At 28.4% G+C, this 20,861-nt stretch carries 18 protein-coding genes; 5 read left to right on the forward strand and 13 right to left on the reverse strand.

Annotated elements, in window-relative coordinates; genetic code table 11:
• Window positions 1–321: 321 nt before the first annotated feature.
• On the forward strand, window positions 322–1,653 hold the full coding sequence (locus ABM4_RS05990; protein WP_016358786.1) for an FAD-dependent oxidoreductase: 1,332 nt from the start codon (window positions 322–324) through the stop codon (window positions 1,651–1,653).
• Between the two features lie 406 nt (window positions 1,654–2,059).
• On the opposite strand, the gene ABM4_RS05995 is transcribed toward ABM4_RS05990, so the two are convergent.
• From ABM4_RS05995 to ABM4_RS06010, 4 genes are read right to left on the reverse strand one after another with little or no spacing between them, the layout of a single operon-like run.
• Entirely contained in the window at window positions 2,060–2,257 is a 198-nt protein-coding gene (locus ABM4_RS05995; RefSeq protein WP_016358787.1) for a hypothetical protein, read from the reverse strand.
• A gap of 25 nt (window positions 2,258–2,282) precedes the next feature.
• Window positions 2,283–2,954 carry a ribose-5-phosphate isomerase RpiA gene (gene rpiA / locus ABM4_RS06000; RefSeq protein ID WP_016358788.1) on the reverse strand — a complete coding sequence of 224 codons (672 nt, stop codon included), beginning with the start codon at window positions 2,952–2,954 and terminating at the stop codon, window positions 2,283–2,285.
• Window positions 2,955–2,982: 28 nt separating this feature from the next.
• Window positions 2,983–3,420: a UPF0179 family protein gene (locus ABM4_RS06005; protein WP_016358789.1), complete on the reverse strand. Its 438-nt coding sequence runs from the start codon at window positions 3,418–3,420 to the stop codon at window positions 2,983–2,985.
• Window positions 3,421–3,430: 10 nt separating this feature from the next.
• Window positions 3,431–4,474 carry an NAD(P)-dependent glycerol-1-phosphate dehydrogenase gene (locus ABM4_RS06010; RefSeq protein ID WP_016358790.1) on the reverse strand — a complete coding sequence of 348 codons (1,044 nt, stop codon included), beginning with the start codon at window positions 4,472–4,474 and terminating at the stop codon, window positions 3,431–3,433.
• 338 nt (window positions 4,475–4,812) lie between these two features.
• On the opposite strand from ABM4_RS06010, the gene proS reads away from it, so the two are divergent.
• From proS to thiD, 3 genes are all read left to right on the forward strand, one after another.
• Window positions 4,813–6,225 carry a proline--tRNA ligase gene (gene proS, locus ABM4_RS06015; RefSeq protein WP_048200893.1) on the forward strand — a complete coding sequence of 471 codons (1,413 nt, stop codon included), beginning with the start codon at window positions 4,813–4,815 and terminating at the stop codon, window positions 6,223–6,225.
• A 17-nt stretch (window positions 6,226–6,242) separates the two neighbouring features.
• A complete protein-coding gene (gene cofC, locus ABM4_RS06020; protein ID WP_016358792.1) occupies window positions 6,243–6,923 on the forward strand; it encodes a 2-phospho-L-lactate guanylyltransferase in 681 nt (226 codons plus the stop codon).
• Between the two features lie 193 nt (window positions 6,924–7,116).
• Window positions 7,117–7,860 (forward strand): bifunctional hydroxymethylpyrimidine kinase/phosphomethylpyrimidine kinase, encoded by a 744-nt coding sequence (thiD, locus tag ABM4_RS06025; protein WP_016358793.1) that lies wholly within the window; start codon window positions 7,117–7,119, stop codon window positions 7,858–7,860.
• Window positions 7,861–8,335: 475 nt separating this feature from the next.
• On the opposite strand, the gene ABM4_RS06030 is transcribed toward thiD, so the two are convergent.
• The 9 genes from ABM4_RS06030 to ABM4_RS06070 all read right to left on the reverse strand — a co-directional run bounded on the left by ABM4_RS06030 (window position 8,336) and on the right by ABM4_RS06070 (window position 17,655).
• Window positions 8,336–9,067, reverse strand: a complete 732-nt coding sequence (locus ABM4_RS06030) for an ABC transporter ATP-binding protein (protein WP_016358794.1) — start codon at window positions 9,065–9,067, stop codon at window positions 8,336–8,338.
• A gap of 21 nt (window positions 9,068–9,088) precedes the next feature.
• On the reverse strand, window positions 9,089–9,832 hold the full coding sequence (locus tag ABM4_RS06035; RefSeq protein WP_016358795.1) for an ABC transporter permease: 744 nt from the start codon (window positions 9,830–9,832) through the stop codon (window positions 9,089–9,091).
• A 371-nt stretch (window positions 9,833–10,203) separates the two neighbouring features.
• On the reverse strand, window positions 10,204–11,148 hold the full coding sequence (locus ABM4_RS06040; RefSeq protein ID WP_016358796.1) for an ABC transporter substrate-binding protein: 945 nt from the start codon (window positions 11,146–11,148) through the stop codon (window positions 10,204–10,206).
• Window positions 11,149–11,711: 563 nt separating this feature from the next.
• Entirely contained in the window at window positions 11,712–12,101 is a 390-nt protein-coding gene (locus tag ABM4_RS06045) for a transposase (RefSeq protein ID WP_016358797.1), read from the reverse strand.
• Between the two features lie 416 nt (window positions 12,102–12,517).
• Complete coding sequence (locus ABM4_RS06050) at window positions 12,518–13,540, reverse strand: adenylosuccinate synthetase (protein ID WP_016358798.1); 1,023 nt, start codon at window positions 13,538–13,540, stop codon at window positions 12,518–12,520.
• Window positions 13,541–13,881: 341 nt separating this feature from the next.
• On the reverse strand, window positions 13,882–14,502 hold the full coding sequence (locus ABM4_RS06055; RefSeq protein WP_016358799.1) for a hypothetical protein: 621 nt from the start codon (window positions 14,500–14,502) through the stop codon (window positions 13,882–13,884).
• A gap of 185 nt (window positions 14,503–14,687) precedes the next feature.
• Window positions 14,688–15,308, reverse strand: a complete 621-nt coding sequence (locus tag ABM4_RS06060; protein ID WP_016358800.1) for a DUF6891 domain-containing protein — start codon at window positions 15,306–15,308, stop codon at window positions 14,688–14,690.
• A 390-nt stretch (window positions 15,309–15,698) separates the two neighbouring features.
• Entirely contained in the window at window positions 15,699–16,391 is a 693-nt protein-coding gene (locus tag ABM4_RS06065; RefSeq protein ID WP_016358801.1) for a DUF6882 domain-containing protein, read from the reverse strand.
• A 28-nt stretch (window positions 16,392–16,419) separates the two neighbouring features.
• On the reverse strand, window positions 16,420–17,655 hold the full coding sequence (locus ABM4_RS06070) for an LL-diaminopimelate aminotransferase (protein ID WP_016358802.1): 1,236 nt from the start codon (window positions 17,653–17,655) through the stop codon (window positions 16,420–16,422).
• Between the two features lie 301 nt (window positions 17,656–17,956).
• Here ABM4_RS06070 and ABM4_RS06075 point away from each other — a divergent pair, with 301 nt between their 5' ends.
• On the forward strand, window positions 17,957–20,353 hold the full coding sequence (locus ABM4_RS06075; protein ID WP_016358803.1) for a hypothetical protein: 2,397 nt from the start codon (window positions 17,957–17,959) through the stop codon (window positions 20,351–20,353).
• The last annotated feature ends 508 nt before the right edge of the window (window positions 20,354–20,861 follow it).

The following is a 20,861-nucleotide window of genomic DNA, read 5'->3' on the forward strand; positions in this document are numbered from 1 at the left end:
TAAAATTTTATAAGTGATTCTGATTTATAAAAAATATAGCCGGGTGAATTAAAAATTTTAAAGAAAAGTTTTTACAATAAATAAAAAAATGGTAAAATATTCAACATATCTATAAAAAATATAAAAAATCTTTAAAATATTACAGAATATTGAAGTTATTGGATACAAAACAAGCAATTATATAATAATCTTATAATAATTAGTAAAATATTAAATTTTACAGTGAAAATTTTAAAAAAAGCTAATAGTTATATAATAATTTCAATAAATTAAATTTATATAATATTTTGTTTTATATTTATGAATTTATAGGATGAAACAATGAAAGTAGTAATAATTGGTGGGGGAGCTGGAGGAATGCCAACTGCCTCAAATATTAGGAAAATAGATAAAGACATTGAAATAACAGTTATCACTCGTGACAATTATATTGCATACTCACCATGTGCAATACCTTATGTATTAAGCAATACTATTGAAACATTCGATGACATTGTTATGAAAACCCCTGAAGATTACAAAGAGAAAGATATTGAAGTTTTAACTAACTCCGAAGTAACTGATGTTGATAATGATAAAAAAGAATTAACCTATACTTCCGAAGGTGAAGTTAAAACCATGAAATATGATAAACTTGTACTTGCTACAGGTGGAAACTCATTTATACCACCTATACCTGGTGCTGATTTAGACGGAGTATTCAAAATCAGAAACATCAACGATGGTAAAAAAGTTAAAGAATGGATTAAAAACTGTAAAAATGTAGTGGTTACTGGTGCAGGTTTAATTGGTATTGAAATAGCTTATGCATTTAAAGAATTAGGATTGAATGTAACATTAAACGAAATGTTACCTCAGATAGTACCAAGGTCCCTTGATCCTGACATGGCTGAAATTGTTACAGAATATCTTAAAAGTGAAGGACTTAATATTGTTCTTGGAAAACCAATTACCGAGATTAAAGGTGATGGAAAAGTTGAATCTGTAGTCGTTGATGGTACAGATGAAAACCCTGCAGATATGGTTATTCTTGCAACTGGAGTAAGACCTGAACTTAATCTTGCAGAAATGATTGGTTGTGACATTGGAAGATGGGCTATTTTAGTTAATGATAAAATGGAGACTTCAGTTAAAGATGTTTATGCTGTAGGTGACTGTGTTGAATCTTATGATGCCATATTAGAATCCAATACCATTTCACAATTAGGTACTACTGCTGTTCGTCAAGCAAAAACATGTGCACAAACAATTACTGGTAAAAAATCCAAGTTTAATCCTGTTTTAAACTCAATGGTTACCAAAGTAGGTAAATTGGAATTTGGTGCTGTAGGACTTACAACTAACTTTGCTCAACAAAACAACATAAAAACTGTTTCAGAAAAGATTGAGGCATTTACTAGAGCAAGATATTATCCAAATGCAAAACCTATGGACATCAAGGTTATCTGTGATGCAGACGGAAAAATCATAGGTTGTCAAATCATTGCAGAAGAACGTGTAGCAGAAAGAATAGATACTATGACCCTTGCTATTACCGAAGGATTAGACTGCTTTGATTTAAGTAATATGGAATTTGCTTACGCTCCTCCAGTATCAATGGTTACTGATCCATTAGTACTTGCTGTAGATGAGGTAAGTAAAAAATTCAATTAAATCTCTTTTTTTATTTTTTATAATTTTAAATTAAGCATTAATTCTGTTTTTAAAAATTTTTTATAAATTTATTTTAAGGTAAATTTTCTTTTTAATATAATGACTATCTTTTAATTTAAACTAGATTGAATCTTTAAAGTAAATTTTCCTTTAATATACGGCTATTTTTTAATTTAAATTAAATTAACCATTAAACTTAATATTAAAAGATTAAATGTAAAAATTAAATCCGGATATCCAATAATGATAATTAAATTAATACCAATTTCAAATATAAAACAAGCAAAATAAAAAAAAAGTAATGAAATAGTGATTTTAAATTGAAAAGAAGAATTATTATAAATTAATTTAAAAATAGCTCACCTAGGAAGTTAAAATAAAATAAAAAATAGAAATAGTTAAAAAATCAAATACGTTTATATGCAATATATATTATAAATATTCCAATTGCAAGTAAAACGATTTGAGGGAATAATGCAAATACAATTAATGGGATTAAACCTAATTTAGCTAAAATCCATAAAACTGCATAAATAACAATTAATATACCAATTAAAAGGGTAAATTGATATACCCTTTTCTCAACATCATATGGCAAAGGCATTAAATCACCTGAAAAACAAATAAAATCATAAAGTTATTTCTCTGATTCCATCTTTAGTACCTAATATAACTTTATCCACCATTTCAGTAAAAATTCCATTTTCAACTACACCTGGAAGAGTGTTTAAATCTATTTCTAAATCTATAGGAGATGAAATCTCATTAAATTTAGCGTCAATGATAAAATTACCATTATCCGTTATTACAGGACCATCCTTATTTACCGCCATTCTTACAAGAGGTTCTGCACCCATATCCTTTAAGGCATTTGAAACAGTGGTTTTAGCCTTAGGAATAACTTCGACAGGTACCGGTGTAGCACCTAATTGACTAACATATTTAGACTCATCTGCAATAATAATAAGTTTGTCCGCGGAATAGTCTACAATCTTCTCCATTGTATGGGCTGCTCCACCACCCTTGATTAGGTTTAAATCCGAATCGATTTCATCTGCACCATCAACTGCTAAATCAATACTATGTTCATCAAGACTAGTTAATGGAATATTCCACTGTTGTGCAAGTAACGCAGATTGATATGAAGTAGGAATTCCCATAACCTCAATACCCTCTTCCTTAACTCTCATACCTACCTTTTCAATAAAATAATGAGTGGTAGATCCAGTACCAAGACCTAAAATTTGACCATCTTTAACTTCCAAAGCTGCTTTATAACCAACATCTTGTTTAAGATTCATAATCACACCAAAATAGCTTAATAAATAATTATTCAATAAAATTTATATAAAGTTTATTTAAAGTTAAACCCTTCTTACAAACTCCTTCAAATCTACCTAAATCTTTTATGATAATACACTTATCGTTATTATATAATCCCTCAGGGAAACAAAGGTCATGATATTCACAATAGACATCACAATCAGGAGAATCATAGACTATAGTTGAACCTTCAAATACCTTTTTAGAATTAAATAAAATAGGAATATCTGCTTTCTGAACTTCAACTGGAACAACCTTTCCTTCAGCATGAAGAGGACAATTTTGATCATTGTTTCTAACAGATATAATCTCATACATTCTATTTTTCTCCAAGGAATCTATACATGAAGATTTATATCTACAGTTTTTACATTCCTCTGCAGGACCATAAAAAATAAATTTAGTTCCTTCACGGGCAAAATCCTTTCCTACCAATGTTATCATAATATTACCTCTAAATAACTCCTGTCTTTATAGCTAAATTACGAGCTGCATCTCTAGATATTCCCCTATCTCCTAAAATTGTATATCTTTCAGGCCTAATAGTATGTGCCATTGTTAAAGCATCAATAATATCCTCAGGATCTAAATCCAAATCATATGCAGTTGTAGGTGCTTTCATACTTTTTAAAGCATCCCTAATAAATTTCCAATCTCCACCTTGAAGATTCATCATCATAATAGTACCTAAACCACATTGTTCGCCATGTAAAGCTGGCTTTTTAGCAATTTTATCTAAAGCATGGGAAAACAAATGTTCAGAACCACTTGCAGGCCTACTTGAACCAGCGATACTTATTGCCATACCACTGCTAAATAACATTTTAGCAACCAATCTGGCACTAAGTTCCAAACCTTCCTTAATACTATCTGCAGAATCTATTATTAATTTTGCAGTCATCAAAGATAGTGCCGCTGCTGATTCGGAAAAACTTACATTTTGAAGTCTTTGTGCAAGACGCCAATCCTTCACAGCAGTATAATTTGATACAATATCTGCACATCCAGAAACCAAAAATCTAAAAGGTGCATTTTTTAATATTTCAGAATCCGCAATTAAAGCCATTGGAGCATGTGCTTTAACTGAAACAGAACCTTTTGAGTTTTTAATAGATGCCATAGGTGAAGCAATTCCATCATGAGAAGCTGTTGTTGGTACTGATATGAAATAAGAATTCTTATTAGTTGAGGCTAGTTTAGCAACATCTATAACTTTACCACCACCAACCCCTAATGCAAAAGAGTTCTCAGCTAATTTGTCTTCAACCTTTGAAACATACTTTTGAGTAGCATCACTAACCTGAATAATCTCAGGGTTAAATCCTGCTTCCTCTAAACTATCATATACCAATTTCCCTCCAATTTTTAAGGTACGGTTACCTGTCACAACTAAAGGTTCACCAGGAAGTCTTAAATTACGAGCAATTTCACCTGTTTCATAAATGACATTTGGACCAATATGAACTTCCCTCGGCATTTGAATAGTTTTAGAATCCATGATTAATTCACCTAACAATAAAAACTAAATTTTAATGAAATATAAAAATATTTATATTATGAATATATTTGTAAGTATCTAATAAAATAATTTTTGTTTAGAAATTTAAATAAAAATTAAATTTCAAAATCAAATAAACAAACCTATTCAAATATTTTCAATAAATCCAAGAAAATCTAATATAATAATATTTATTAATTAATAAAAAGATAAATTATAAATCATAGAATAATTGATTTTTTAATTTAAACAATTAAATTAAAGATTTAATATTAGTTTAATTTAATAAAAAATACTTATTTTAAATTATATTATGAAAAAATAAATACTTAGGTGATATAGTGGAGAATTTTAGTGAATGGTTTCATAATATCATTGAAACAGCAGATATTATAGACCCTAGATATCCTATTAAAGGTATGGGAGTATGGTTGCCTTACGGATTTCAGATTAGAAAAAATTTTTTTAAGATAGTTACTGACTTAATGGATAAGGAACATGATGAAACCTCATTTCCTCTTTTGATTCCTGAAGAAGAACTTGCAAAGGAAGGTTTACATGTTAAAGGATTTGAGGATGAAGTATATTGGGTAACTAAAGGTGGTCAAAAAGATTTAAATGAAAAGTTAGCTTTAAGACCTACCAGTGAAACAGCAATTTATCCTATGTTTTCACTTTGGATAAGATCCCACATAGACTTACCTATTAAAATTTATCAAAAAGGAAGTACATTTAGATATGAAACTAAACACACCAGACCAATGATAAGGGTACGTGAAATTACCTCATTTGTTGAATCACACACAGCCCATTCAAGCCCTGAGGAGGCAGAGGAACAAGTCCAAACAGGTATTGAAATTTATAAACAAATTTTTGATAGTCTTGCAGTACCCTACTTAATCAGCAAAAGACCAGAATGGGATAAATTCCCAGGTGCTGATTATACTATGGCATTCGATACAGTATTTCCCGATGGAAAAACCCTACAAATCGGTACAGTACATAACCTAGGTCAAACATTTGCTAAAACATTTGACATTACCTTCGAAAATAAAGAGGGTCAGCATGAATATGTATACCAAACATGTTATGGAATATCCGATAGAGTAATTGCATCAGCAATTGCAATTCATGGAGATGAGAAGGGTTTGGTTCTTCCGCCTGCTATAGCACCTGTTCAAGTTGTAATAGTCCCAATACTATTTAAAAAAGGTGCTGAGGAAGTATTGGATAAATGTAATGAAATTAAGGATGCATTATCAAAAGATAATATTAGGGTTAAAATTGATGATAGGGATATCCGTCCCGGTAAAAAATTCTTCAGTATTGAAAACAAGGGCATACCATTAAGAATAGAACTTGGACCAAGAGATTTAAAAGCAAATAAGATTGTTGTTGTAAGAAGAGACAATGGTGAAAAATCAGAACTTACAATTGACGACAATTTAGTATCCTCCATCAAAGATCTATTAAATGACATCCATGACAATCTATACAAGAAGGCATGGGATAAATTTAATAAATCACTTAAACTTGTTGAAGATGAAAAAGACATTAAAGAAAGTATTAAAGAAGGAAACATTACAGAATTCTACTGGTGTGGAGACACCGAATGTGGAAAGGAAATAGGAAAAATTAGTGATGAGGATTTCCTTGGATCAAGTGATGACCTTGATGAGGATACAGATAAAGTATGCGTACACTGTGGTAAGAAAGCAAAACATATTGCCTCAGTAGCTAAAACATATTAAATAAAATAGATGATAATATGGATAAAATAGATGCGATAATACCAGTTAGTAAATTCTCAAATGCAAAAACTAGATTATCTCCTTTTTTAAGTTTAGAAGAAAGAGAAAACCTATTAAAGGCTATGCTTACTGACGTGACAAATGCGTTAAGAGAATATGTAGATAATATTTATATCATAAGCTCAGATGATGAGGTTTTGGAGTTTGCTAAAGAATTGGATGTAAAGACTATAATAGAAAAGGAAAACCCTGATGGTAACAATTTAAATAATGCATTAACCCAGGCAATGACCGAACTCAAGGATAAAACCAAGAAAGTTATTATTTTACCTTCAGACGTACCGCTTATCGGAAAGACCAATATTGGTATGTTACTTCAACAAACACAGTTTATGGACTTTGTAATTGTACCTTCAAAAGGAGGGGGAACCAATACATTAATTATTAGTCCTTTATCAATTGAAATGAAATTTGGCGATTTCAGTTTCATCAAACATGTAAAACAAGCAGATTTACATAACTTTACTCCTATGGTACATGATTCATTCTTTATGGCAATGGATGTAAATACAACTGAAGATCTAGGTGAAATATTAATACATGGAGATGGAACTAAAACCAAAGAGTACCTAAGGGAATTAGGCATTAGTGTACATTCCATCCATGGAGCAGAAAGACTTAATGTTGAAAGAAATTAATATTTAAAACATGATTAAATATTTATTTCATTTGAAAATACTTAACGTTAAGGGAAATTAATACCTAAAACATGATAAATTTCACTTAAATTTCAATTTTCTTTTTTTAAATAATTTTAAACAAATATTAGGATTGTGCTACAATCAATAAATTTTCAATTTTTTTATAACAATCAAAAATTAACATGATAACATGATAGGACTTACAATCGCAGGATTAGATCCCTCTGGAGGAGCCGGAATACTTACAGATATCAAAACATTTAGTGCCTTAGGAATCCATGGAACCGGAGTCATAACTGCATTAACTGCTCAAAACCCATCAAAAGTCTATGGAATTCAAGAAATTGATACCGATTTTATATCACTACAAATTGACAGTATATTGAAGGAATACCCAATAAAATATGGTAAAACTGGAATGTTATACTCCAAAAAAGTAGTCAAACTTGTAAGTGAGAAAATAGATGAATATGATCTAAACATTGTAATTGATCCGGTAATGGTTTCTACATCCGGGGGACAGCTATCTGAGGAAAACTTTACAAAATACTTAAAAAAATACTTAATTCCCAAGGGGATACTTGTTTGTCCTAATGTAAGTGAAGCTGAAAAACTATCCAAGGTTAAAATCCGCTCAATCGAGGACGGAATCCGGGCTGCCGAAAAGATTGGTCCCAATGTAATAATTACAGGGGGACACTTAAACGGTACCAATATCTTTTATGACGGTGATATTTCTATTTTCAAACAAAAGTTAATTGAAACAGACAATACCCATGGCAGCGGCTGTACATTTTCCGCTGCAGTTTGCGGATATCTAATAAAAGGTTTTAATTTAAAAGAATCTATTGAAAAATCTAATGAATATGTATATCATTCCATTAAATATGGAAGATATGGTACATTGAATCCATTATATAAATTAGAAGAATAAAAATATTATAATAGTTTTATAAACTACAATAATTATTAATCGTTCTTTTAATTTAATTAATTAGAAAATTCTACTGAAATCAATTAAACTATTTTAATAAAAACAAAATCCATTAAATCAATCTTTTAATGAAAAAATCCCCTGCTTCTACTTTAACAATTTAATTAGGTTAAATTTAATAATATAAGAAATTCTATTTAATAATAATCAAACAAAAGACAGATTATTAAAATAACATAATTAAAAGATAATCTAAGCCAAATGGAAAAAATATCCGATAAAAAAAATAAAAACTAACTAAGCAACTAATAAATGGAAACAGTGAAAAGAATCAACAAAACTCGATAAATAACAAAATATCTATAAAAAAACTGATTAACTAAGAAACAAACTGGAAAGTAAAAAAATCAGCAAAAATAGCTAACAAAAAAAATCAATAAAAAAGAATTAAAAATAGAAAATAAAGGTTTAGAAATTATAAGTATTCGGAAATCTTATCCTGAATAGCCAATAATTTAGGATCATTTCTTTTTCTTGGATGTGGCATATCAATATCGATTACATCCTTAACTTCTCCACCATGTCTTCCCATAACCACAATTTGATCTGCTAAGAATGTGGCCTCGGAAACATCGTGAGTTACAAAGAGAATTGTATTATATTTTCCAAGTGAATCAAGTAACTTCTCCTGAAGATCATGTTTAGTTAACATATCCAATGCAGAAAAGGGTTCATCCATTAAAACTGTATTTGGGTGGTTGATCATGGTTCTAATTAAAGCAACCCTTTGTTGCATACCACCGGAAAGTTGATATGGATAAAGATTTTTACTATCCTCCAATCCAACACCCTGAAGATAAGCCTCAACTCTCCTTCTACTTTCCTCATCATTATCTCCTCTGACCTTAAGAGAAAACATCACATTATCAAATACTGTCATCCAAGGAAATAGAGAATATTGTTGGAAAATAAAACCCCTATCTGTGGAAGGTCCTTTAATAGGCTTACCATCCTGTAAGATTTCACCAGAGGTAGGTTTATCTAAACCACCTATCAATCTAAGTAAAGTTGTTTTACCACAGCCTGAATGACCTAATAGACAGATGAACTTATTATCCTCAAAAGTAATATTCAAATTATCTAAAACTTTATTCTCTTCCTCATTATTCTTAAAAGTTTTAGTTAGATTTTTTACTTCTATTGTCAAATTAAAATCTCCATTAAATATTTACCAGAATATTTTATCCTGTATCTTAGTAAATCCATAATCAAATAAAATTCCGATTAAACCGATTACTAACATACCAACTACAGTTGTACCTGGATCCATTAAATTACTTGCTGTTTGAATCATATAACCTAAACCAGTACTTGAACCAATCATTTCTGCTGCAACAGTACACATTAAAGCAATACTTACCCCTACTTTAAGTCCTGAAACAATATAAGGAACAGCGGAAGGTAAGATAATCCTTCTTAAAATTGTACCATTACTTGCACCCAATGTTTGAGCTGATTCAATTAGAATACTAGGGGTTCTTTTAACACCATCTATTGTATATACCAATAGTGGGAAGACACATCCCATAAATATAATAAACACAGCGGAATTCAAACCTATTCCAAACCAGAGAATTGAAAATGGAATCCAAGCAATCGGTGGAATTGGTCTTAGAATACTGATTAATAAAGAACAGAAACTGTCCAGAGTTTTAGAGTATCCTAAACATATTCCCACAGGAATAGCTACAATTGATGCAAGAATAATACCTAAAAATACTTTAATTAAAGTACTTATTGTATTGTCAAGTAGACGTCCATTCATTATAATCGTATATGCAGAATGACATACATCAATAGGACTAGGTAATTTAAAACTTGGCACTAAACCGAAACCGTCGGTAATCAAATACCAAACAATAAGCACTATGATCGGTAAAATACAAGGTAATAATTTTTTCTTTAAACTCAATTAAATCACTTACTAATCATAAAACTATAAAAATTTCTAATTTAAAAAACTTAAAAATTAAGTTACCACTATAAAAATTAAATTAAATTAAATAATAATATTATTTAAATGTTTTCTAACATTCTTAAATAAAATATAGATTTAAATAGTATATAAAAATAACTTTTTTTTAAAAGAAAATATATCACAACTAGAATATTTTATATTATAAACCTAAAAATGTTGATATTTTTCGAAAATACCAAAATTAATTTATTATATTTCATAATCCAATAAAAATACAATCTTATTTTAAAAATGAAATAAAAAAATAGAAAAGAATTAAAATATTAAAAATATTTTAATAAAAAGACACGTTTTTTAAAACAATCTTATCCCTTATAGAATATTTGATCCTCTGTAAGGTTTTTATTTAAAACACCTAATTGGATTTCAGTATCTTTAAAGTCCATTACAGATTGTTTGTATGTATCATTTAATCCAGATACAAAGTCAATACCTTTTAATACATTACCTTCTAAACTTGCATTTGGTACGATATCACTAGGTAATAGTTTTGCAGCTTCATCCGGATGTTCTTTAATGTATTTGGTAGCATTTTCATGAATAGCTAAAATTGATTTTAACTCCTTAGGATGGTCTTTAATAAAGCTATCACTTGCTACAACTACACAGCATGGATGGTCCGGCATTATCTCAGAACTATTTTCTAAGAGTTTACCATATCCTGAACTAACTGCAATGGAAGCATATGGTTCATATGTTACAATTGCATCTAAACTTCCAGTTTTAAGTGCATCATTCATCTGAGCAACCTTCATAGAACTTGGATTAACTTGAGAAATATTGACATTTTCTTTGTTTAATGCATATTCAAGAAGCATATACTGAATAGAAGCTTCACCTGGAGTTGCAACTTTTTTACCTTTTAAATCAGCAATACTATTAATTGAAGATTTGTTTGAAACTAAAATACCACTTCCTTCCATTTGTGCTCCTGAAACTATTTTTACAGGAATGCCTTTAGAAATAGATGATAAAGCAGGTGTTACTCCAACATATCCTACATCAATATCTCCACTTGCCATAGCAGTCATTAAATCTCCACCATTATTAAATGATGATGTTTCCACATTAATTCCTTGAGCTTCATATTGTTTTTGAGCTTGTGCAACAAATAAAGCAGAATCATGATCTGATGGTAAATATCCTATCTTAACGGTAGTCTCATCAGAGTGACCGAAAGCATAGTAACCACCAATAATTGCAATTATTATTATAACAATTGCTATTATTACTCCTGTCTTTTTATCCATTGAATCACCTGAATTTTTTAAATAATTAAATTAATTGTTGAAAATTCTTATTAAATTTCAATTTTAATTAAAAAAGCAAGATAAATAAAAAATACAAAAAGATTATTAAATCTTTATAGAAAAAAATCATAACATAATTTAATTAAAATACAATAAATAATTGTTTAACTTACATATATAAAGCTTATCCAAAACAGGTTTAATGTTAAATTATTAGTTCAAAATCCAATATATTTTACTTAAAAAATTTATGAAACCAATAAGAATGATAGAAAAATGGAAAAATAAAAATCAAATAAAAAGTTTCAAAAAATCAATGAAAAGTTTTAATTTTAATATAAAACGAGTAATTTAAAATAAAATCAATTAATTGGAAAAAATAAAGTTTTTAAAAAGAACAATATGAAAAATAAACATTTAAAACAATAATGAAATTTAAAAAAAAATAAGGAATATGAAAAAGTAATATTATTTATTAAAAAAGTATTATTTCAATAAACTAACATTTACCATTTGATTAGGATAATGGAAAGAACAATAAAAGTTATTAAACTTATAAAAAATCAAGCTCCGTCTTCATCGGAATAAAATTCTGGATTATTAATTAATTTCTCTTTAAATAAATGAGTCAAACGAGAAATACATTGTCTAGAATAACCAGTTTCCTCAGATAATTGTGTAATTGTTTTATCATCCATATTAAATAAAACGTACAACATCATCCCCATTGGCATTCTGCTTTTATGAAATATAGTACCTGTAAAATCATTAAAGTTAGAACCACATTCTTTACAGGAATATCTTCGAACTCTCCCCTGTTGACCCCTGTTAACAATATTATATGATTTACATTGTGGACAATAAACACCATTGACCCATCTTAGACTTCTAAAAAAGGCCATAGCAACCTTATCGTTTGGAGTTTTAATACTGTCATTCAAAGATTCTGTCATATAATAATCTTAGTTTAAGATTAAATATAAAATTTTTGACTTAAGTTTTATTAAAAAAATTAAGTAAATTAAAACAATGAAAGATTAAAAGAGTTTTAAATTAGAAACAATAATATCAATTATCTAAAACATGTTTTAAATAAAAATAGACTAGAATATAAGTAAAATAAGCTTTTTGAAATGAGAAAAAAAATTTAAAAAATAATAGTTATAAAACCATTTGAAAAATAGTAATAAATTAATAATAGATAGTCTTATTTTAAAAAATATTGAAAATTCTAAGGATTAACTTCAAGAAACAATAACAGTTAATGGAATAATCCTATAAAAGAGTCTGTTTTTATAGAAATAATCAATTAATAAAATAAGGATATGCTATCCAGACTTAAAAAAAAAAATTAAAAAGAGGTGATGAATTATAATAACTCATCTCTTAAATCAATTGTATCTTTTAAATCTGGACCAGTAGAAATAATAGTTACTGGGACACCAGTTTCAGTTTGAATCTCATCAATGAATTTTTTGGTTTCACCAGATAAATCAGAGAAATCCTGTGTTTTAGCACAGTCAGGATATAATTTATCCACACAGGTCAATGCGATTTGAGTAGTACCATTAATTCTACAAGATTCCTTTGCAAGATCCATGTCAAAAAGACCTACCCTTCTACGTCTACCAGTCACTACACCATATTCCTCAATATTTTTAGCCTCTGCCTCTTCTTGAGTGATTTCTGTAGGGAAAGGACCTGCCCCTACACGAGTGATATATGATTTGAATACAGTGATTACCTCATCAACTTTAGTTGGACCTACACCAACATCAGCAGCAAAAGTACTTGCACAGGTGTCTTTACTAGTTACATATGGATAGGTACCATAGTATAAAGATAATGAAAATCCCTGGGAGCCTTCAACAAATACATCATTACCCTCATCAAGTGTTTCATTAATAGCTAAAGACACATCGGTAATATAATCTTCAAGTTCAGGAACATCTTTTGCTAAATCTGCAATCCTTAATACCCTATCAGAATTAGCCGGACCACAGCCAGAACCAGTACTTCCTATCTTTTTGGATAAATAATCAGAGTGTTTATCTCTTTCACGATGCTCAGGTTTAATAATAGCACAGCGACCATCTACCAATGTCCTGCCTTTTACATCATATTTATTTAAATATTCTAATTCATGGAAGAAAACTTCAGGATCTACAAGAACTCCTGCACCAATCATAAGTTTAGCGCCAGTATGAACAAAACCAGAAGGAATAAGTCTTAACCCATATTTCTCCCCATTGAATTCTACGGAATGTCCTGCATTAGGACCTACTCCAGCACGTGCTATAATATCAGGTTTGTCATTATTACAAAGGTAGGTTATACATTTTCCTTTACCTTCATCTCCCCATGCTCCACCGGTTAAAATACTACAAGTCATTTAAAATCTCCTACATTATAAATGTCATTATTAAATTAAATCTTTAAAAAGACCTTTTTTAAAAAAAATATATTACATTAAAAAATTGTTTTTAAACCATTGTAATATTACTTTGTTAAAGTTTATAAAGTTTTAGAAAAATTCATATAAATGACTTAAATAAATTCTAAAAAGAAATAAAAATATAGAAAACTATAAAAAATAGCTTAAATTTAAAGTTAAAGTCATGAAAAAATATTTTAGAAAAATATAAGAATAAAAATTAGACCATAGGAAAATAGATAGAACAAATATCTTAGAATCTAAAAAAAAGGTAAATCACAAAGAAAAAATAATGTTTTTTATAAATCTAATAGAGACTCCTCACATAATGGATCATAGGGAAGTTCAAGTTCAGTACCTTTCTTTCGCCAATACTCAAGATAATATCTTACCCATTTGTTGGAAAGCTCTAGAATATCATAGTCACTTAATGATTCAAAATCATTAAAGACATTTAAGGAATTTCCACCAACACAAATAGCGATATCGTCGGATGTAAATGACAAAATAAAGTCGGGAACATTCTCCCCACTTTCATCTTTAAAATTATCCAAGAATATTAACTCGTTTTCAAACTCCATATACAAATCATTAATAAAGCCAAGATTCTGGAATTTGAATTTAGAACAATCCAGTTTTTTACTAAATTCAATTAAAAAATTATTATCCAAACCATGGGTATTTTTAAGAAATCCGATATCTTCCTTATCATTATAAAGAATTGAAAATAGGGAATTATCTGCAAAACGTATAGAAATCCGACTGTCATGAATAGAATCTGAACATTTACCCTCAGATGGATTATATAATTGGACATGCTCAAAGTCCAAATATATGGAATCACCTACAACCTCCAAGGCTGTCCATATACCTGATTTAGAAATTACATCCTCCAAAATATTATATGACTGTCTATTCATAAAAATCACAATATGCCTTTTATAACTTACCTGATTAAATTATCCAATATACCCAAGGATTAAGTTTAAACAATTTTTAATTCAAAGGGATAGATTTAATAAAGTGTTCCTAATCAATAAAAGTTTAATTATTTAATATACTATAATATTAAACTTAAATCATTATATTAGTAAAGGTCTAATAATTATTCTCTACTATTGTATTTAATAAAATCTTCATATGCCCCTTCCATAAAATAGGTGGTATCATCAAAGATTTTCTCCCATTTAAAATCCTTTATCTTAATTGGTTTATCTGGATTATTACTCCATTCCACATTAAAATCATACTCTTTTAAAATACTGATTATATTATTTGCAAGTTCCCTAGATGCTTTTTTATCAGTTTTATCAAATAAACCAAAGGCTATAGTTAAAACATTATTTTCAAACACCTCTTCAATACCTGATAAAGTATAAAAACAAAAACCTTTAGGACTATAATTATTGTTTATTAAATGAGTATATATTTCAAAAGAGTCCTCCACACCTTCCTGAATATCATAACCACAATTATGTATAGAAACAATACCATCCTTAGTTAATTTATTAAACCCCTCTTTGAGATTGGTAAAATCAGCACTATTAGATTTTTTCTGATGATCATTGAATTTATCCGTAATTTCATTATAGATTTTATCCTCATTTAAATCGAAATCTATAAATTCATCGATTATTGTCTCTAAAATCTCATCTTTATCATAGAACCCTACCTTCACTAAAAATTCAATCTCATCATCAATTTCATCCATTAACTCACTATTCATATAATCACTAATAAAAAAGTTTTAAGATATTTACTCAATAATTTAATTTTAATTTATTAATTAATAAACCTTATAAAATCATTATATAAAAATATTTTACAAAATTCAGATTAAGATAATATTTAAAATATATAGTGTTAAATGCTTTTTTTTATAATTTCAGGTAATTCACTTCTAAAAAAAGATATAAACAACCCATATTATAATGATTAACTAAAGCTAATAGAATATTTATGGGTAAACTAATTAAATAAATCAAATTGTAAAAAATAAGTTTAAATAAAAAAATGAAATTAAAAAACTAAAAAAAAGCAATAAAAATAATCTTATTTTAATGAATATAGATAAAAATGAGACTTTAGTATTAAAAAAGATAAAGAGTTAATAAAACTATTCTTGTTTTATTATTTTAATCAAGTTAACATTACCTCTATCTGAAAATCCCACCATGATTTTATCTTCACCAATATCTGCAACTTGGAAATTATCCTCCTCATGAACCCTTACAGGATAATCTTTACATGCAACATAAGCTTCAAATGCCCTTTTACCATTGACGTCATAATCCCTTTGAAAACTATCAAAGATTACTTGAAACTTATCAATAGAATCTATTTTAGGTATTTTATCAGATTTGATAGTTACAAAAAATACAAAGTCCCCAACATCTACAGGATAATATGCATCATCATCAAACAAACCAATAACGGTCATTGCCAAATAATGAACCTCATTGATTTCCGCTTTAAACATTGATGTTTTAAATTGGGGAATATCATATTTCTCACCAAACTCTTTAACCTTAACAGCCTCTGAAATTAATGATTCAGGCAATCCTAAATCATCATTATCCCATGCCCATGAAAACATGTCTGATTCTTTAGACAATATTCCTAAAATTTGAACTGGAAAAGTTAAATCCTCTGTAAAACTTAGATATCCCTTTTCAAGATCCAATTCACCTTGTTTATCTTCAATTAAATCAGCAAGATTTTCCTGTTTATCTAAAGCATATGCTCCAAATTTAGTAAAAATACTTTGTAAAGTATCATCCTCAGTAATTTCCAATGGTGAACTACTCATATAATCCCCTCATTAATAAAAAAAAAGTTTAGAAAGATAGTTTTGAGATTCTTTCCATAGCTTCTTTAGTGTTTTCATATGTATTAAATGCTGTAAGTCTGAAATAACCTTCTCCAGAAGGACCGAATCCGGAACCTGGAGTTCCTACAATATTTGCCTCATTTAATAATAAATCAAAGAATTCCCAGGAAGGCATATTGTTAGGAGTTTTAACCCAGATATATGGAGAGTTGATTCCTCCAGATACAGTTAAACCTAAGTCGGTTAAGCTTTCCCTAATTAATTTAGCATTTTTAAGATAATAATCAATGTTTTCCTGGATTTCTTTCTGTCCTTCTTCGGTATAAATAGCCTCTGCAGCTCTTTGAACAGGATAAGATACTCCATTAAATTTAGTAGTTTGTCTTCTATCCCATAAAGCATTTAAAGAATGTTTGTTACCTTCGGAATCTTTAACTTTAAGTGCTTTAGGAACTACACAGTAAGCACAACGAGCACCAGTAAATCCAGCGGTTTTTGAAAAACTTCTAAATTCGATTGCAACTTCTTTCGCACCATCAATTTCATAGATACTGTGAGGAATATTATCTTCAGTGATGAATCTTTCATATGCTGCATCAAATAATATTAAAGCTTCGTTTTCTCTTGCATAATCAACAAACTTAGCAAGTTGATCTCTAGTTAATGTGGAACCTGTTGGGTTATTAGGATAACATAGATAAATAATATCCACAGGTTCACTAGGAAGTTCAGGTTCAAAATCATTTTCTGCAGTACAAGGAAGATATACCAATCCTTCATACATTCCATCATCTTTCATTGGACCAGTTCTACCTGCCATTACATTAGTATCAACATATACAGTATAAACAGGATCAGTAACTGCTATTGTGTTTGAATTAGCAAATAGCTCTTGAATGTTACCGGTATCACATTTTGCTCCATCACTTACAAAGATCTCATCAATGTCCAAATCCACACCTAAAGGTTCGAAGTCGCCTTTAACAATTGCTTCCCTTAAAAATTCGTATCCATGTTCTGGACCATATCCCCTAAAAGTGTCAGCTTGACCCATTTCATCAACTGCATCTTTAAAAGCTTTTATGACAGCTTTTGGTAAAGGTTTAGTTACATCTCCAATACCCATTGCAATTACATCTTTATCAGGATGTTCATTTTCATATTTTTCAAGTCTGTTTGCCACTTCTGCAAAAAGATAATTACTTTTTAATAAAAGATAATTTTCATTTACTTTTACAACCATATTATTCCTCTTGAATCTTTATAATATTAAATTTAAGATAATATTAAAAATAACATAAATAACTAAGAAGTTATAAGGCTATTTAAAAAAATCTTCATTTTAAATAATTTAAAATTTAAGATTAAAATAAATTATACTAATAAAATATTATAGTTATAAATATATAAAACCATACTAATAAAATTTTTATAATAAAATCAAATTAAAAATAACTAATCTTAATAAATAATATATATTAATAATAATATAATTAAAAATGATTTAATTATTTTTTTATTCAAATAAATATTTAGAGGATAATATGTTATTAAAAACAACATTATTACTGATAAACATTGCTATAATCTGTGTTGTAGCCTGTTTAATAGTAAAATTATATTATAGAGACGAAGAGAAAGGTAAAATCGAAACACATGAAAATATTGAAAGGAAACTTAAAAGTAGTACCCAAGTACCAAAATTTGAAGACACCCCCAAAAATAAAAAACAGACCAATACTTTACTATCAAATAAAGATAAAATCTTAAAAACCACAAGCAAAGCAACAAGTAGAATAACAGGTACAAGAAATTCAAATAAAGTTAATGATGAAGAAGCCTTAAATAAAGAAATAGAAAGTTTAACCATTACAAGACCAAAACCGAATAATAATACTAGAAATTTAAACTCTAAAACCAATAGCATAGCTGATACCGCCAAAACCACCGAAAACAAAATAAACAAAACCCAAAACAACAACATAGCAAAAACCACCAAAAGCCAAGAAACCAGAAAAATAGCTAACACTGCCAAAACCACCGAAAACAAAATAAACAAAACCCAAAACAACAACATAGCAAAAACCACCAAAAGCCAAGAAACCAGAAAAATAGCCGACACTGCCAATACTACCGAAAACAAAATAAACAAAACCCAAAACAACAACATAGCAAAAACCACCAAAAGCCAAGAAACCAGAAAAATAGTAAATGAAAACCAGAATACCATAAAAGATAAAAATCCAAACAAAATACAAAAGCCACAGGAAACTGAAAGAAAACCAATAAGCATCAATGTAAAAAATGCCGAAATTTCAACTGATGCTGAAAATAAAAAAGAGGATAAGGTTGAACCTAAATTAAAAACAACAGCAACTGAACCTAAAACAACCATTAAAGAAACCCCAAAAGTAAAACCTATTATTAACAAAACAAGCCAAATTAAGGAAAGTCCGAAAGCTGAGGCAAATACCGTTAAAGAAGCAAAACCTATTAAAACAGAGGACAATGAAATTGAATCTACAAATGTTAAAACTAACTTAAAGACAGAACCAAGTCTTAAAGTTGAACCACCAATAAACAATATTGAAGAGGAAACCATTAAGACCAATATCCCGGAAGAAGTTAAAACTGAAACCACCGAAAAAGAAGCAAAAACAAACAAGGAGGTTAAAACTGAGACTACTGAAAAAGTTAATAAACCTGAAATTAAAACCAAACCAAGCATAAGCCAAGACATAGACATCAAACCTACCATAAAAGAAGAAACAAAACCTACAAACAAAACCATAACAGAAAAAGAAACAAAAATCAAAAAAGATGCAACAATAAATAAAGAAGCTGATGAAATCAATAAACCTGAAATTAAAACCAAACCAAGTATAAACCAAGACATAGACATCAAACCTACCATAAAAGAAGAAACAAAACCTACAAACAAAACCATAACAGAAAAAGAAACAAAAGGGGAAAATAAACCAGATGCCGAAGAGAAATCAAAACCATTCGAACTTAACATTAAAGATAATAGCTTAGCTGAAGGCATAGCAAGTAATATTACTCAAGAGCCAATTGAAGATAAACATCAAAGCATCATTGATAAAACTAGAAAAATAACAAATCCTGAACCAATAAAAACAGAACCAGCTACAATTGATGATTATGCAAAAGAAAATGAAGAAGAGAAAGACAATGAATTTGAACAATCTGCATATAATGATATTATAGATCCATTTGAAAGTGTTAAGGGTGCATTTAAGAATATTAAATCATCCATTGTAAGAGACGATAGTGAAAATGGAGAAAACTTAGGAAATACTAATGAGGCAGTTCTTGAGGAAGTTTTAAACAATAATAAAGAGAATTATGAGGATGGAATCACCTACAATGATAATGTTGTAAGTATAACACCATTACATGATCCTGAAGAAATCAAAAAATATGAAGAGAGCATTAAACCTGATTATGATACTCATGACGTATTCGATAATATAAATGGAAATACCGATGAATTAACTCCAGAGGAAATTGAATACTTTGATAATTTAGAAAAAGAATTCAATGAGGAATTAGATAAAAATGAGAAAAACAAACCAAACTATGTTGCAGATAAAACCGATGATATGAAAATCACCGTTAAAAAGTCTGATGACTTGTCCAATCTTAAACCTTCTGAAAGATTCCATAAAAAATATGGTGGAAAATCCGATGAAAAAAAATCTGCACCTAAATCATTAAGACGAAAAGAGCCTGAACAAGATTTAGTAATCAATCTCCAGGGTACAGATCACATATTAAAACGTGGAGTCAGTATTATTTACCAGTACAAAGGTGAAAAATACGGTAGTTCTATTCACAGCATTAATGGTAACAACATTAATGTCACATATAGGGGTAAAAAGATTTGGATTAAACCAGAAGATATTACTAAAGTATTTTAAATAAAAAAATAAACATTATCCTCTAATACTTTTTAATATCTTTTCTTTTAATTCTTAATTTTTATATTATAAACCAAATAGCCAAAAAAACTTATTTTAAAATCTTTATTTTATAATCAAACATGATTTAACTAGTTTCCTTAATAAACTTAAATTGAAATTAAACATGATTTTAACTAATTTTCCTTTAACAAACTTAAATGAATAGTTAAACTTAATTTAACTAGTTCCCTTAATAATGCAAAACTTATTTAAAAAATATTTTAAGTTAAATCTAAATTTAGGGATTATTTAAACTGATTTTCTTAAATAACCAAATTATTTTTAAACAAATTCAATTTAAACATTGATTTAAGTTAATTTCCATATTAAAAAAATAATAATTTTTAAAGGGATTTTAAAAAATATTTCAGATTTAAAAATTGTAATATTGACTTTATAAATAGTAGATTCCTAGTTTTAAAAATCAATTAAAAAAATACCCATTTTATAATTAATTAAAACAATA

This window comes from Methanobrevibacter sp. AbM4 (genome assembly GCF_000404165.1).
Lineage (GTDB): Archaea > Methanobacteriota > Methanobacteria > Methanobacteriales > Methanobacteriaceae > Methanarmilla > Methanarmilla boviskoreani.

What these genes read in the sequence shown, in the direction of transcription:
- rpiA (WP_016358788.1), bottom strand. Translation starts at nt 2,954, where the DNA reads ATGAATCTTAAACAAGATGTTGGTTATAAAGCAGCTTTGGAAGTTAAA.
- ABM4_RS06055 (WP_016358799.1), bottom strand. Translation starts at nt 14,502, where the DNA reads ATGAATAGACAGTCATATAATATTTTGGAGGATGTAATTTCTAAATCA.
- ABM4_RS06060 (WP_016358800.1), bottom strand. Translation starts at nt 15,308, where the DNA reads ATGAATAGTGAGTTAATGGATGAAATTGATGATGAGATTGAATTTTTA.
- ABM4_RS06065 (WP_016358801.1), bottom strand. Translation starts at nt 16,391, where the DNA reads ATGAGTAGTTCACCATTGGAAATTACTGAGGATGATACTTTACAAAGT.
- ABM4_RS06040 (WP_016358796.1), bottom strand. Translation starts at nt 11,148, where the DNA reads ATGGATAAAAAGACAGGAGTAATAATAGCAATTGTTATAATAATAATT.
- cofC (WP_016358792.1), top strand. Translation starts at nt 6,243, where the DNA reads ATGGATAAAATAGATGCGATAATACCAGTTAGTAAATTCTCAAATGCA.
- ABM4_RS06005 (WP_016358789.1), bottom strand. Translation starts at nt 3,420, where the DNA reads ATGATAACATTGGTAGGAAAGGATTTTGCCCGTGAAGGAACTAAATTT.
- ABM4_RS06070 (WP_016358802.1), bottom strand. Translation starts at nt 17,655, where the DNA reads ATGGTTGTAAAAGTAAATGAAAATTATCTTTTATTAAAAAGTAATTAT.
- ABM4_RS06010 (WP_016358790.1), bottom strand. Translation starts at nt 4,474, where the DNA reads ATGGATTCTAAAACTATTCAAATGCCGAGGGAAGTTCATATTGGTCCA.
- ABM4_RS06045 (WP_016358797.1), bottom strand. Translation starts at nt 12,101, where the DNA reads ATGACAGAATCTTTGAATGACAGTATTAAAACTCCAAACGATAAGGTT.
- ABM4_RS05995 (WP_016358787.1), bottom strand. Translation starts at nt 2,257, where the DNA reads ATGCCTTTGCCATATGATGTTGAGAAAAGGGTATATCAATTTACCCTT.
- ABM4_RS06050 (WP_016358798.1), bottom strand. Translation starts at nt 13,540, where the DNA reads ATGACTTGTAGTATTTTAACCGGTGGAGCATGGGGAGATGAAGGTAAA.
- ABM4_RS05990 (WP_016358786.1), top strand. Translation starts at nt 322, where the DNA reads ATGAAAGTAGTAATAATTGGTGGGGGAGCTGGAGGAATGCCAACTGCC.
- ABM4_RS06075 (WP_016358803.1), top strand. Translation starts at nt 17,957, where the DNA reads ATGTTATTAAAAACAACATTATTACTGATAAACATTGCTATAATCTGT.
- thiD (WP_016358793.1), top strand. Translation starts at nt 7,117, where the DNA reads ATGATAGGACTTACAATCGCAGGATTAGATCCCTCTGGAGGAGCCGGA.